This is a genomic window from Rhodococcus sp. AH-ZY2 (assembly GCF_030916465.1).
GTDB lineage: Bacteria > Actinomycetota > Actinomycetes > Mycobacteriales > Mycobacteriaceae > Rhodococcus > Rhodococcus ruber.
Genome location: NZ_CP126458.1, coordinates 4,365,428 through 4,378,413 on the forward strand (window position 1 = coordinate 4,365,428; position 12,986 = coordinate 4,378,413).

Genomic DNA, 12,986 nt, shown 5'->3' on the forward strand with positions numbered 1-12,986 from the left:
CTCGAAGGTAGCGTTCCGATTCCGCCCGGCCCAGCCGCGCCGGGGTGAAACGGGGGATGAAACTGTCCCCGGCTGCGGCGTCGCCGGCAGCAGCGTGACCGAGCGGGCCAGCGGATGCCCGCGGACCGATAGCGGAGTATGCTCATTAATGAGTCCACTCATTCCGGGAGGCGCGAAATGGTCGAATCGGCGGGAGCGCCGGGTCGCCGAGACCGGAACATGCGTGACAAGCAGAGCCGAATCTTCGCTGCCGCCTCATCGTTGTTCGCGGAGAAGGGCTTCGCGGGGGTCACGACACAGCAGATCTCCGAACGCGCGGACGTCGCGGCCGGAACGTTGTTCCGCTACGCGACGTCCAAGGGCGAACTGCTGATGATGGTCTACAACCAGCAGTTCCGGGCGGCCCTGAGCATCGGCGAGCGCGAGTCACGCTCGCGGCGCGACCCGGTGGACGCCGTACTGGCCCTCGTCCGGCCCATTCTCGAGGCGGCCGACAGCAACGTCGAGAACACGGTGAATTACCAACGCGAGCTGCTGTTCGGCTCCGCAAGCGAGAAATACCGTTCCGAGGGACTCGATCTCGTCGCCCTCTTCGAGGAGACGGTCGCGTGCCGGCTCGTCGAGGCCGCGCGCAACCGCGGGCTGGACGAGAGGCAGGCGGAGGACCGGGCCCGGCACGCCGGCCGGAGCATCTTCGCGATCCTGCACCTGATCCTTGCGCGCGCGTTCACCGGTGCGCATCCACACAACGACCCCGAAGCCGACCTGCACGCCCAGATCGACCAGATCGTCACGGGCTTCTTCGCAGCACTCGACGACGACCGCCCGGCCCGCGGCACGCCGCAACCGGGCACGTCCTCACCCCAACGAAAGAAGGAATCATGACCAGCCGGATCAGCAAGGTGACGGTCCTCGGGACCGGTGTCCTCGGTGCGCAGATCGCGTTCCAGTCCGCCTACAGCGGGTTCGACGTCACCGCCTACGACATCAGCGACGACGCCCTGACCAACGCGCAGAAGCGCTTCGGCGAGCTCGCCGAGACGTACAAGCGTGAGGTTCCCGGTGCCGGCGACGGGAAGGCGGAGGCGGCTGCGACCGGCATCCGCCTGTCCTCCGACCTCGCGGACGCCGTCCGGGACGCAGACCTCGTCGTCGAGGCCGTACCCGAGGTCCTCGACATCAAGCGGGACACCTACACGAAGCTGGGCGCCGTCGCACCCGCGGAGACGATCTTCGCCACCAACTCCTCCACGCTCCTGCCCAGCGACATCAAGGACTTCACCGGCCGTCCCGACAAGTTCCTCGCGCTGCACTTCGCCAACCAAGTGTGGAAGTTCAACACGGCCGAGGTCATGGGCACCGACGACACCGACCCCGCGGTATTCGACCGGGTCGTCGACTTCGCCGCGGCCATCGGCATGGTCCCCATCCCGATCCACAAGGAGAAGGCCGGCTACGTCCTGAACTCGCTGCTGGTGCCGTTCCTCAACGCCGCCGGTGAGCTCGCCGCGGGCGGCTTCGCCGCCCCCGAGGACGTCGACAAGGTGTGGCGGATCGCCACCGGGGCACCCATGGGCCCCTTCCAGATCTACGACGTCATCGGACTCACCACGCCGTACAACATCCTGTCCCACGGCGACGAGAAGGACCGGAAGATCGCCGCGTGGTTGAAGGCGAACTACATCGACGCCGGCAAGCTCGGCGTGGCGACCGGCGAAGGGTTCTACTCCTACTCCGACGGCCGGTAGAGGCAGATGCCGCGACAGGGCGGCGACTCGGGTACGACGGCAGTGGAACCACGAAGCATGCGCACGGCCCCGTAAGCCCCCACGGGTGGACGAGAACAGCGCATGGTTCCCCGGGCCGGGCTCGCCTCCCCGTCCGGAGCCGCCTTCCCGATCACGGACTTCCCCGAGAGCGACGTCCGGCTCCGCCGTGCGGGTGCGGAGCCGGACGTGGACGGGACCGTCCGCCGGCGGTGTCGGCACGGCGGTGCAGACTGGACCGGTGCGCACCGTGCTGGTTCCCGACACCGCCGGCGGGCAGTCGCCCGGCGGGTGGACCGTTCCGGTCGACCCCGACGGACGACCGCTCGCCGCTGCCGAGCACCACGACGACCTGACGACATTCGTGCGGACGTGCGAGGCGACGAACCCGCCGCGCTGGATCTGGACCGGCACCGCCTCCGTCTACCCCGCACTGCTGCGCGGCGGGGCCCGCGTGCGCCGATGCCACGACCTCGCCTCCACCCGCGCAATCCTCAACGTACGCGCCGGGATTCCCGCGCCGCCGGGACAGCCGATCGACCAGCGACCGGGACTGTTCGACGTCGCTCCCACCGCCGACCTCGACTCGGTGCTCGCCGAGTTCGCCCGGCAGCGGGCCGAACTCGGTGGCCGCGCCCGGCTCGAACTGCTCGTCGCCGCCGAATCGGCGGGCACGCTGGCCGCCGCCGAGATGAGCTTCGACGGGCTGCCCTTCTCCGCCGACGCCCACCGGCGGGTGCTCGAGCGCACCCTCGGCCCGCGCCCCACCGACGACGGATTGCCGCCTCGGATAACCGAACTGAACGCCCGGATCGGTGCGGTTTTCGGTCGTGCGCTCAACCCGGCCTCGCACACCGAGGTGCTCGACGCGTTCCGGCGGGAAGGCATCGAGGTGCCGTCCACCCGCAAATGGGTACTGCGCGAACTCGACCATCCGGCGGTGCCGCTGCTCCTGCAGCACCGCGATCTGTCGAAGCTGCACAGCACCAACGGCTGGCACTGGCTCGACACCTGGGTGCGCGACGGCCGGTTCCGCCCGGTCTATGTGCCCGGTGCCGTGGTGTCCGGGCGCTGGGCGAGCCGCGGCGGTGGGGCCCTGCAGATTCCGAAGGCGTTGCGGTCGAGCGTGATCGCCGAGCCCGGCCACGTTTTCGTGATCGCCGATGCCGGCCAGCTCGAACCGCGCATCCTCGCCGCGATGTCCGGCGACCCGCGGATGACGACGGCGGCGGGGGCCGAGGACCTGTACGCGCCGGTGGCGGCGGCGACGTTCGGCGGCGACCGCGCGAAGGCGAAGGTGGCCGTGCTCGGCGTGCTCTACGGTGCGACGTCCGGTGAGTCGCGGGCGTTGCTCACGATGCTGAGGCGTAGTTTTCCCGAGGCGGTGGAGTTCGTCGAGCACGCCGCGCGGGCCGGGGAACGCGGCGAGGTGGTGCATTCGTGGCTGGGCCGCGCGTGCCCGCCGCCCGACGCCGGCTTCTTCGTGCACGGCGACGCGCGGGCCCGGGGACGGTTCACCCGCAACTTCGTCGTCCAGGCGACGGCCGCCGAGTGGGCGCTGTGCGTGCTGGCCGACCTGCGTCTGCGCCTGGCCGCCGGCGACGCCGGTGAGCTCGTCTTCTTCCAGCACGACGAGATCGTGGTGCACACCCGCACGCCGGAGACCGCGACGGCACACCTGTCCGCCGCGGTGGAGTCGGCCACCCGGTTGCTGTTCGGAGCCACCGAAGTGCGTTTCCCCATGCAGGTCTCGGTGCGCGACTGCTACGGCGCGGACGAGTCGTAGGCGGCGTGCGTCCACAGGTGGAATGAGGCGTAGGCCCGCCACGGACTCCACCGCCGCGTCCGGACCGTCACCTCGCGGGCGGTATCCACGCCGAGGGCCCTGCGCAGCACCAGATCTCCGACGGGACACGCGTCGCGGTCCCCGAGCACGCGCACGGCGAGGTAGTCCACGGTCCACGGCCCGATTCCCGGCAGTCCGAGAAGGTCCCGGCGGAACCGCACGGGGTCGGACGGATCGAGACCGTCGGCCGCGGCGCGGGCGAGCGCGAGCACGGTACGCACCCGGGCGCCGGTCAGCCCCACGGCCGCCTGCAGTTCGTGCGGGTCCGCACCGACGAGCCCGGTCGGCAACGGGAAGCAGAGCAGGCCGTCGCGTCCCGGATCGCCGTAGCGGGCGACGAGGCGGCCGGCGAACGTGGCGGCCGCCGCGACGCTGACCTGCTGTCCCAGCACCGTCTGGACGGCGGTGTCGAACCAGTCCGTCGTCCCGAGCACGCGCAGTCCCGGCCGGGCCGCCACCATCGGCGCGAGGTACGGATCGGCGCCGAGCGCCGCGTCGATCACGGCCGGGTCGGCATCGAGGTCCAGCCACCGCCGGACCGTCTGCTCCACCTCGGGTAGGTCGCGACGATCCGCGTCGATCCGGACGGACACGTGCTCGGAGCCGGGACGGATCGCGACCACCGTGGGACCGTACCGCCCCCGCACCGACCGGACGTGCGTGCCCGTGTCCGCGTCGTGCCGTTCGAGACCGGCGACGGTGTGGCTGCGCAGCGCGGCGAGCATCGGCGCCGCGGCCAGCGGCGGCGTCACGGTCGGCCGCAGGACGACGCTCACGCCGCGGTCTCGAGCCGGAGCAGGGCACGCTTGGCTTCCACCCCGCCCACGTACCGGCCGAGGTCGCCGTCACCGCGCACCACGCGATGGCACGGCAGGACGACGGGCAGCGGATTCCTCGCGCACGCCGTGCCCACCGCCCGGACGGCGCGGGGGCTGCCCGCCACGGCCGCCACCTCGGCGTAGCTCGCGGTCCGGCCGTAGCCGGGCAGGTGCGTGATCACCTCGCGCCGGAAACCCCGCGCCAGGGTCAGGTCGAGCGGCAGGTCGAAGGTGGTGCGCGTGCCGCGGAAGTACTCGTCGAGCTGGCGGGCGGCGGTGCCGAGCCGGGCGGGTGCGGCAAGGATGCGGGGGCTGATGTCGGCGGCGAGCCGATCGAGGACCGCGTCGTGGTTCTCGACGGCGTACGCGACCCGCACGAGTCCGGCGGGGGTGGCGGCGAGCAGCAGCGGCCCGACCGGGGTGTCCACGATGCGGTAGGCGACGTCGAGCAGGTCGGCGGCGCCGGCAGCGACGGTCAGCCGGGCGTGCAGGCGGGTCAGATCGGCGGTGGCGACAGGGGACGGTTCGAGCGTCATGACGGTTCCTCCGTCGGATAGCGGCGGCGCAGCGCGGCCCGGCCGTCGGCGGCGGCGCGGCGCGCGGCGTCGGTGGAGTTGCCGAGGATCGTGGCGATCTCGGCGTAGGGCAGGCCCACCACGTGGTGGTAGACGACGGCGGCGCGTTGGGTGAACGGCAGCGCGGCGACCGCGGACCACAGGTCGTCGTCGGGTGCGGGGATGCCCGCGTCGGCCGGGCGCTCCGGGAGGACGGCGACGGGTACCGGCGTGCGAGCCCGGGACCGGTGGACGTCGACGGCCTTGCGATGGGCGATCGTCACGAGCCACGCCTCGACGTTGCTGCCCGGACGCAGCGCCGGGTAGGCGCGCAGCGCGGCGAGAAACGTCTCGGACCAGGCGTCGTCGGCGTCGACGGGACCGAGCAGCGCGCGGCACACCCGCAGGACGGTGCCGCCGTGCTCGGCGACGACCCGCTCGAACGGGGGCAGCGGGTCACGGGACGGCACGGGTCACCTGCGCCTCCCGGTCGAGCAGGTAACGCTTGCGGTCGAGACCGCCGGCGTACCCGGTGAGGGTGCCGTCGCGGCCGATCACGCGGTGGCACGGCACCACGATGCTCACCGGGTTGCGGCCGTTGGCGGCGGCCACCGCGCGCACGGCGGTGGGTTGCCCGACCGCGGCGGCGAGCTCGGTGTACGTGCACACCGTGCCGTACGGGACGGCCTGCAGCGCCTGCCATACCCGGCGCTGGAACGGGGTTCCGTGCAGCCCGAGCGGCACGGTGAACTCGGTGCGCCGGCCCGCGAAGTATTCGTCGAGCTGCTCGGTGATCTCCTCGAAACCGGTCGCCGCGAGATCCCCGAAGGTGTGCGGGCCGGGTCGGTGCCGATGTTCGGCGAGGTACAGGCCGCTGAGGGCCCCGGCGGTCCGCACCAGAGTCAGCGGTCCGATCGGTGAGTCGACGACCGTGTGGGTTCGCGTCGCGTTCACGGGTTCGATCCTTCCATCCGGTGTATACGGGGTAGACGCCTCCACGGGCGGAAACGTGAGATCGGTCCGTGACGCAGTTCACCGGACCGTGGCCGGAATACCCGGGAACGGGTCGGTGTTGAAGAGTTCGGATCGGTACGCTCCGTGTCCCCCGGGCTCAATATTTCTGCCTTTGCAGAGTTCCGTCCGGCTGGAGCTGCATTGCGCCTTTCGCCGTGAGGCGACCGAGCGTGCCGGTCCTTCATCTTTCGTCGGGGGGCGTGGCCCCGCCCCGGCCGGGGAACCCGGACTCATGGCCAGGCGAACCGAACCCGCGGTCGCGGCGTCGAGCCAGTGGATCGACGACGACGGAATCCGATACCCGCGCGGCGATACGCACGCCTGGACGCCCGGCACCAATCAGACCCTGTGCGGACTCCCGCTCTCCCGCGCCCGCCTCGCCCGCTTCCCGCACGTGCCGTGGAGCGAGGCGCTGTACCTGGCGGACACCGGCGAACACGGTGTCGTACCGTGCCGCCGCTGCACCGCGGCCACGCGCCACGATCGGCCCCGGTGGACCCGCACGGACCCCCGGCCGTGACCGCCGTTCGGCTCCGCGCCGGGACGCGCGATGCCATGCTGTGAAGCCATGGCGGAACCGAGAGAGCGGGACCGGAGCTTCGAACGGTATCTGACGTTCCTCGACGCGATCGTGGCCATCGCGATCACCCTGCTGGTGCTGCCGCTCGTCGATCGAGCCTCCGACCACGAGGGGACGACGATCGAATTGCTGCACGACGCCACCGGAGCGATCGGGGCGTTCGCCCTGAGCTTCGTCGTCATCTTCCGGTTCTGGTGGGGGCAGCACCGGCTGGTCCGCGACATCGTCGCCGACGATCCCTGGGTCGATCGGGCGCTGTTCCTGTGGGCACTCACCATCGTCTTCCTGCCCTTCCCCTCCGCGCTGGTGGCGACGAACTCCGACGAGACCGCGACCCGTGCGCTGTACATCGGCACCATGGCGGCCAGCGGGGCGGCGCTGATGTTGTCGGCGTGGGCCGCCGGCCGGCACCCGGCCGTCACGGCGGGCGCCGAGCCACCGGATCTGGCGGGGACTGTCGTGCTGACGGCGCTCATGGTGGTGGCACTGGTCCTGAGCGTGACCGTCCCGCCGCTGTCGTACTACCCCCTGCTGTTGTTGCTGCTGTCGGGTCCGTTGACCGGGCTCGTGCGGCGCGGCCGTCACCCGTCCGGCGCGTGAGTCAGGTCACCGATGGGAGCCGCTCGCCGCCCAGTCATCCGCGGCGACGATCGTCAGAGCGGATGACCGGCCGGAGAGCGGGTACCCGCTCGGACAGCACCCGCTCGAGCTTCCCGGCTGCGCCCCGCAGTACCTCGGTCGCGTTCCTCGGCAGCATCCCGTAGTTCGGTGCCGCGGCGAGCACCGCAAACCCTCCGCCCGTGCAGAATCCGATCACGCCGACCTTGCCGGTGCAGTCGCCTGTCCACCGGCAACAGCCGCGCGCCGGCCAGTCATCCGCGGCGACGATTGCCGACGCAGACGACCGGGCGGCACGCGGATGTGGGAACGCAACCCCTCCGAAGTGGACTTATTTTTTCTTTTGGGTATGGTCGAGCCGAGTTCGCGATTGCCGATTCGGAAAGGATTGACAATGGCTGCCAAGTCCGCCGTCAAAAGTTCCAAACAGTCCGCCCGCGCTTTGAAGGAGCGCCGCGCGGAAAAACGAGCCAAGGCTCAGGATGCGGGTCAGCTCATCCGCAAGCGCAAGAGCTGACCACTCGATCAAAGCCGGGACACACACTCGAATGCACTCCACGACAACGACTCTGGAGACCCTCTACCGGAACATCGGCGAAATGATGACGCGAGACCGGAATCTCGAAATCGACTTTCCGGGATACCGCCAAGGGCTGGAAACCGCCCGGCTGTACGTACTCGACGAACTGGCCCGATACTCCGCTTTTTCGATGGCGAGAAAGGACAGCGCAGAGAAGAAGGCACGAGCCGCATGAAAATCACCAGGCATGCGCTGCAGAATATTCGCAGCAATCTGGAAAACGAACTGGCGACCGTCGGATCGTCCACCCACACCCGGGGCTACCGCCGCGGGCTCCACGACGCCCTGGCGCACGTGGTCGCCCTGCAGGACACCACCGACGCGCGCACACCGCACTGAAAACCTCTCCCCTCGCTCCGTCCCGGCCGATGCACCCGGGACGGAGCGTCGTCTCGGCCCGGTGTGGCCGGTGTCGAAAGCGATGACCGAACCATGATGCGCATCCCTGTGAGCGCGCCCGGCGCCCGGCTCGAGTCGGGCAGCACACCCGTGCGGGCCGCCGTGCTGAAGGTGATGTTCCTACCCCTGGACATCGGCGAACGGCCCGTACCACCCCCGGTACCCGCCGTGCCCTACGCCGAGCCGTTCCTGCCGGCCCGGATCGCCGGCCGCACCGGCTACCTCGAACGCCCCGCTGCCCTGCTGGCCTTCCGGCACCGCGCCGAACCCGGCACTCGGCTGACCTTCGGGGCGCCGACCCCCGCCGCGCACCCACGCCCGTACGACGGACCGGCGGGGGCATGTGCGTCACTGTGGGAGGTGCCGGGGGCCGGACCGGTACTGGTCTGCGAGATCCTGTCCGCCGATCCACCGGGTGCCGTGCTCACCTGGCACAGCGACCCCCTGTTCGACGGCGCCGAGACGGGCTTCCGGCGGACCCTCGACACCTTCCTCGCCCCGTTCGGGATCACCGCCGACGCCAGCCTGGTCGACCTGTTCCCGCGACTGGACACCCGGCTGCCCGACACGGAGGTGTACCGCCCCCTCGCGCAGGTCGCCGTCCGCACCGCGCCTCCCCTTACCGACGAACCGTCGATCGAGGGACTGGTGGTCGAGGTCGCCGGCGACGCACGCGAGGCGGCGCGCCGTCTGGTGGACGGCCCACCCGCCGGCGTACTGGCCGAGGCAGCGGCGCGCTCGTGCGGACGGTTGCAGGCCTGGCACCGGCCGGCCGCGACGGACGTGGCCGTGCGCAAGGACGGCCGGGCGTTGCTGCTCGACCTCGGGGGCGGATATGTCGGCGCGGACAGCCGGGAGACGCTGTACCACCTGCTCGGCTGGACGGGCCTGCGCGCACAATTGCATGCCGATCACCGTCGCCTGCTGACCGCGCTCCGGCGGCACGAGACGCTCGACCCCGACGAGATCCGCACCGCTCTCGGCGATGTCGCGCGGGCACGGGTGCGACTCGTCGAACTCGCCGTGCTGTCCGCCGAGGCTCGGCCGGCGCACGACGACCCGAAGTGGGTACGCACCCTGCTCGTGTCGTCCGGCGCCGGGGAGGTCACCGCGGTGCGGGCGGCGGTGGAGGAGTTGTGCGCCGCCGCCGAGCGGGTGCTGTGGCAGCGGCTGCACCTGTGCTCGACTCGCCGGTCGTGGTGGGCCGACCCGAAGGCGATGGCGGCCGCCGCGACCTGGGTGGTGTTCGTCGTGGCAGTCACCGCGTTCGCGGCGTCGACGCAGGTGCTGGCCGGTGCGGCGATCGTCGCCGTGGCCGCCGGTGCGGCCCTGGGGTTCGCCGAGTCCCTCGAACGCCGACGGGCGCCGAAGCGACGACGTCGCGACCGCCGGTGAGTGCCACCCTCCAGTACGCGCGCGCAGAACGCACCCTCACGCCGCCATCGTCGGAGCGATCGCCTCCATCTGTTCGAGTACCAGCTTGATCGCGCCTGCCTGCCGATCCGGCGGGTATTTGTACCGCGTGAGCAGCCGCTTGATCTGCGAGCGCAACTTGGCCTTGACGTCGGCCCGCACGCGCCAGTCGGTCCTGACGTCGCGACGCATGACGGCGACGAGTTCCCGGGCGATCTGGGCGAGCACATCGTCGCCCTGCTCGGTGACGGCGGATTCGTTCTGGGCCACGGCGTCGTAGAAGGCGAGTTCGTGCCAGTCCAGCGGCGGATCGAAGCGGCGGCCGCGGTCGCCCTCGGCCTGCACCTCCTGCGCGACCTCGACCAGCGCGGCGATCACCTCCGCCGAGGTGAGCTGCGAATTGGTGTACTTGTTCATCAGCTCCTGCAGGCGTTGTGAGAACGCTCGCTGACGTACCAGATTGTGCCGTGCGACCTTTCGCGCCTCCTCGTTGATGAGCTTGCGAAGCGCCTCGATCGCGAGGTTCGGGTTCTTCGCGTGTTCGGCCCGTGCCAGGAACTCCGCATTGAGTTCGGTGAGCGAGGGCCGCGGAATGCCGGCGGCGTCGTAGATGTCGAGTACCTCGCCCGATTCGACCGAGGCGGCCATGAGCTGACGCAAGGCGCGCCGCACGTCCTCCGGAACAGCGAGCCCCCGCGCCTGCCGATCCTCGGCGTCGAACTTCGCCATGTAGACGCGGACTTCCTCGAAGAACTTCGCGTCGGCGGCCAGCCCTCCCAGATCGGGATGGGTGCCGCAGATCGCCCAGGAACGGGACAGTTGGGAGGAGAATTTCCGGAAGCGGGCCGCAAGAGTCTCGTCCCCTTCCGGCACCCGGTTCTCCGGAAGCTTCGGGTCGCGCAGGTAGTTCACGGTGGCGAGCACGGCTTCGATATAGCTACGCGGTCCGGTGGCGGACCGGAGGCGCGACCGCCAGTCGAAACCGTGCAGCATGTTCGCGAGCACCGTGAGCAGGTTCTTGACGGCGTCGACGGACTCCTCGATCGGCCGGCCCAGCGGTTTGGTCTCCTGATCGGTCGCCGTGTACTCGGCCAGCGCCTCGGCGAGGTTGTCGGCGACGGGCGCGTAGGCCACGAGCAGCCCGTCGCGCTTGCCGCGGAAGGTGCGGTTGACCCGGGCGAGGGCCTGCATGAGCAGCGCACCCTTCAACGGCCGGTCGAGGTAGAGGGTGTGCAGCGGCGGCGCATCGAAGCCGGTGAGGAGCATGTCCTTGACGATGACGATTTCGAGCTCGTCATCGATGTCCTTGAGTCGCTTCTTGATCGCGGCGTTCGCCGAGTCGCGGCGCACATGTCTGTCGATCGGCGGCTGATCGGCCGCGGTTCCCGAGTAGACGACTTTGATTCGCCCGCTGGAGATCTCGTCCGAATGCCAATCCGGGCGCAGCGCGACGATCTCGTCGTAGAGATTGGCGCAGATCTCGCGGGTCGCGCACACGATCAGGGCCTTGCCGGGCGCGGTGGGGTTGTCGTCGGACCCGACGAATTTGGCCATCTGCTCGCGGCGACTCTCCCAGTGCTCGACGAGGTCGGCGGCGAGCTTGTGCAGCCGGGCCGGCGCGCCGTAGACGGCGTTGACGACCGCGACGGACTTCTCGATGCGGTCGCGGTCGGTGTCGTCGAGTCCGACGGTGAGTTCGTCGGCGGACGCGTCGATCTGCTCCTCGGTCACGTCGCCGGCGAACGCGACCTTGACCAGCCGGCTTTCGAAGTGGACCGGGACGGTGGCGCCGTCCTCGACCGCACGGGTGAGGTCGTAGACGTCGATGTAGTCGCCGAACACCGCCCGGGTGTCCCGGTCCTCGAACGAGACGGGCGTGCCGGTGAAGGCGATGAGGGTCGCGTGCGGCAGCGCGTCGCGCAGGTGGCGCGCGTAGCCGTCGAGGTTGTCGTAGTGGCTGCGGTGCGCCTCGTCGACGATGACGATGACGTTGCGCCGGGCCGAGAGGAGGGGGTGGCTGTGGCCGGATTCGCGTTCGTCGCGGCTGCGCCCGAATTTCTGCAGGGTCGTGAAGTAGATCCCGCCGGTTGTCCGGCCGGACAGTTCCTGTCGGAGTTCGTCACGGCGCCGAATCTGCCGCGGCTTCTCGGGGAGCAGCTGGGAGCGCAGAAACGTCTCGTAGAGTTGGCCGTCGAGTTCGTTGCGGTCGGTGATGACGACGACGGTCGGGTTGGCGAGCCGGGGGTGGCGGATCACCTGGTTCGCGTACAGCTCCATTTCCATCGACTTACCGGAGCCCTGGGTATGCCAGACGACGCCGGCCTTGCCCTCGGAGTCGACGGCGTGCACGGTCGACGCGACGGCTTTGGTGACGGCGAAGTACTGGTGCGGCTTGGCGATGCGCTTGATCAGCCCGCCCTCGCTCTGATCGAACGCCGTGAAGTCGCGTACGAGCTGCAGGAACCGTTCGAGGTTGAACAGCCCGTACAGGGCGACGTCTAGGGCTGTGTGGTCGCCGGTGGGTTCGATCGGGCGGCCGTCGTCGTCGACGTTCCAGGGGGAGAAGTGTTCGTACGGGGTGAAGGGCGTCCCGTACTTGGCGGTGATGCCGTCGGAGACGAGCGCGACGACGGCGAAGCGGAACGCGAGCGGGAACTCTCGTAGGTAGGTGTGCAGCTGGGCGTGGGCACCGTTGAGCCCGGCATGCTCGCTGCCGGCGTTCTTCAGTTCGATCACCGCGACGGGCATCCCGTTGAGGTACAGAACCACGTCGAAGCGGCGCTCATGGTCGCCGCGGATTACGGTCACCTGACGCGCGGCGAGCCAGTCGTTGTCGTCCGGGTCCACGGAAATCAGGCGGATCGTGGGTGTGACCTCCACGCCGCTGTCGTCGACATAGTTGATCTTGCGCAAGCCTTCGGTGAGGTATGCGTGCACGGCGCGATTCTCCGAGATCGCGTCGGTGGATCCGGCGGTGGTGACCACGTCCACGGCCTGCTCGATCACCTGGGGCGGCAGGTCGGGGTTCAGCCGGGCGAGCGCCGTGCGCAGGCGCGGCTCGATCACCAAGTCGTCCCACGACGAGCGTTCCCCGCTGCCAGGGGCGATGTCCACTCCGGACACGGGACGCCAGCCCAGTTCGCCGAGGGTGTCGAGCGCGAGCTGCTCCCACACCGACTCGTTCAGGCTGGGGCCCGTGAAATCCAGGATGTCTGCCATGGCACCAACTTAAGAGGTCGGCTCGCGTCGAGCGAGCAGGCGGGCGGTGATCTGTCGAGACTTGTCGTCGATTGCACGGGGCGCTATCAGTCGATTGATAACCCGCGTTATCGCGTTCAAGGTACTGCGATTGAGCTACTCGGGTCGAAGCTGGGAGCGTCCCGCACCGCTCGATCGAG

At 70.1% G+C, this 12,986-nt stretch carries 14 protein-coding genes and 1 pseudogene; 9 read left to right on the top strand and 6 right to left on the bottom strand.

Going from position 1 to position 12,986, the window contains the following annotated elements:
• Positions 1-219 precede the first annotated feature (219 nt).
• From QNA09_RS20945 to QNA09_RS20955, 3 genes are all read left to right on the top strand, one after another.
• The gene (locus tag QNA09_RS20945) at positions 220-885 is read left to right on the top strand and encodes a TetR/AcrR family transcriptional regulator (RefSeq protein ID WP_017679707.1); all 666 of its coding nucleotides are present in this window, start codon (positions 220-222) and stop codon (positions 883-885) included.
• The gene (locus QNA09_RS20950; RefSeq protein WP_017679708.1) at positions 882-1,748 is read left to right on the top strand and encodes a 3-hydroxyacyl-CoA dehydrogenase; all 867 of its coding nucleotides are present in this window, start codon (positions 882-884) and stop codon (positions 1,746-1,748) included. The genes QNA09_RS20945 and QNA09_RS20950 overlap by 4 nt, the downstream gene beginning before the upstream one ends.
• Before the next feature lie 259 nt (positions 1,749-2,007).
• Positions 2,008-3,552, top strand: a complete 1,545-nt coding sequence (locus tag QNA09_RS20955) for a bifunctional 3'-5' exonuclease/DNA polymerase (protein ID WP_029540140.1) — start codon at positions 2,008-2,010, stop codon at positions 3,550-3,552.
• Here QNA09_RS20955 and QNA09_RS20960 read toward each other — a convergent pair.
• Genes QNA09_RS20960 through QNA09_RS20975 form a run of 4 tightly spaced genes read right to left on the bottom strand, consistent with a single transcriptional unit; the run spans position 3,531 to position 5,938 of the window.
• Positions 3,531-4,388, bottom strand: coding sequence for a DNA-3-methyladenine glycosylase (locus tag QNA09_RS20960; RefSeq protein ID WP_010595654.1), 858 nt, complete (start codon positions 4,386-4,388; stop codon positions 3,531-3,533). The two genes, QNA09_RS20955 and QNA09_RS20960, sit on opposite strands and share 22 nt — an antisense overlap.
• The gene (locus tag QNA09_RS20965) at positions 4,385-4,966 is read right to left on the bottom strand and encodes a methylated-DNA--[protein]-cysteine S-methyltransferase (protein ID WP_010595655.1); all 582 of its coding nucleotides are present in this window, start codon (positions 4,964-4,966) and stop codon (positions 4,385-4,387) included. Before QNA09_RS20965 ends, QNA09_RS20960 begins: the two co-directional genes overlap by 4 nt.
• Positions 4,963-5,454 (bottom strand): RNA polymerase sigma factor, encoded by a 492-nt coding sequence (locus QNA09_RS20970; RefSeq protein ID WP_010595656.1) that lies wholly within the window; start codon positions 5,452-5,454, stop codon positions 4,963-4,965. The genes QNA09_RS20965 and QNA09_RS20970 overlap by 4 nt, the downstream gene beginning before the upstream one ends.
• Positions 5,441-5,938: a methylated-DNA--[protein]-cysteine S-methyltransferase gene (locus QNA09_RS20975; protein ID WP_010595657.1), complete on the bottom strand. Its 498-nt coding sequence runs from the start codon at positions 5,936-5,938 to the stop codon at positions 5,441-5,443. Before QNA09_RS20975 ends, QNA09_RS20970 begins: the two co-directional genes overlap by 14 nt.
• A gap of 292 nt (positions 5,939-6,230) precedes the next feature.
• Here QNA09_RS20975 and QNA09_RS20980 point away from each other — a divergent pair, with 292 nt between their 5' ends.
• Both QNA09_RS20980 and QNA09_RS20985 read left to right on the top strand, forming a co-directional pair.
• A complete protein-coding gene (locus QNA09_RS20980) occupies positions 6,231-6,518 on the top strand; it encodes a hypothetical protein (protein ID WP_010595658.1) in 288 nt (95 codons plus the stop codon).
• Between the two features lie 48 nt (positions 6,519-6,566).
• Positions 6,567-7,178 carry a TMEM175 family protein gene (locus tag QNA09_RS20985; RefSeq protein WP_010595659.1) on the top strand — a complete coding sequence of 204 codons (612 nt, stop codon included), beginning with the start codon at positions 6,567-6,569 and terminating at the stop codon, positions 7,176-7,178.
• A 118-nt stretch (positions 7,179-7,296) separates the two neighbouring features.
• Here the strand turns inward: QNA09_RS20985 and QNA09_RS20990 are convergent.
• Positions 7,297-7,443: pseudogene (locus QNA09_RS20990) on the bottom strand (dienelactone hydrolase family protein); the annotation flags it as partial.
• Positions 7,444-7,590: 147 nt separating this feature from the next.
• On the opposite strand from QNA09_RS20990, the gene QNA09_RS20995 reads away from it, so the two are divergent.
• The 4 genes from QNA09_RS20995 to QNA09_RS21010 all read left to right on the top strand — a co-directional run bounded on the left by QNA09_RS20995 (position 7,591) and on the right by QNA09_RS21010 (position 9,570).
• Positions 7,591-7,713, top strand: a complete 123-nt coding sequence (locus QNA09_RS20995; RefSeq protein ID WP_255325546.1) for a hypothetical protein — start codon at positions 7,591-7,593, stop codon at positions 7,711-7,713.
• A gap of 31 nt (positions 7,714-7,744) precedes the next feature.
• Entirely contained in the window at positions 7,745-7,951 is a 207-nt protein-coding gene (locus QNA09_RS21000; protein ID WP_017679712.1) for a hypothetical protein, read from the top strand.
• On the top strand, positions 7,948-8,115 hold the full coding sequence (locus QNA09_RS21005) for a hypothetical protein (RefSeq protein WP_017679713.1): 168 nt from the start codon (positions 7,948-7,950) through the stop codon (positions 8,113-8,115). The genes QNA09_RS21000 and QNA09_RS21005 overlap by 4 nt, the downstream gene beginning before the upstream one ends.
• Positions 8,116-8,208: 93 nt before the next feature.
• On the top strand, positions 8,209-9,570 hold the full coding sequence (locus QNA09_RS21010; RefSeq protein ID WP_043805634.1) for a hypothetical protein: 1,362 nt from the start codon (positions 8,209-8,211) through the stop codon (positions 9,568-9,570).
• A gap of 36 nt (positions 9,571-9,606) precedes the next feature.
• On the opposite strand, the gene QNA09_RS21015 is transcribed toward QNA09_RS21010, so the two are convergent.
• Complete coding sequence (locus QNA09_RS21015; RefSeq protein ID WP_048771560.1) at positions 9,607-12,807, bottom strand: type I restriction endonuclease subunit R; 3,201 nt, start codon at positions 12,805-12,807, stop codon at positions 9,607-9,609.
• Positions 12,808-12,986 lie beyond the last annotated feature (179 nt).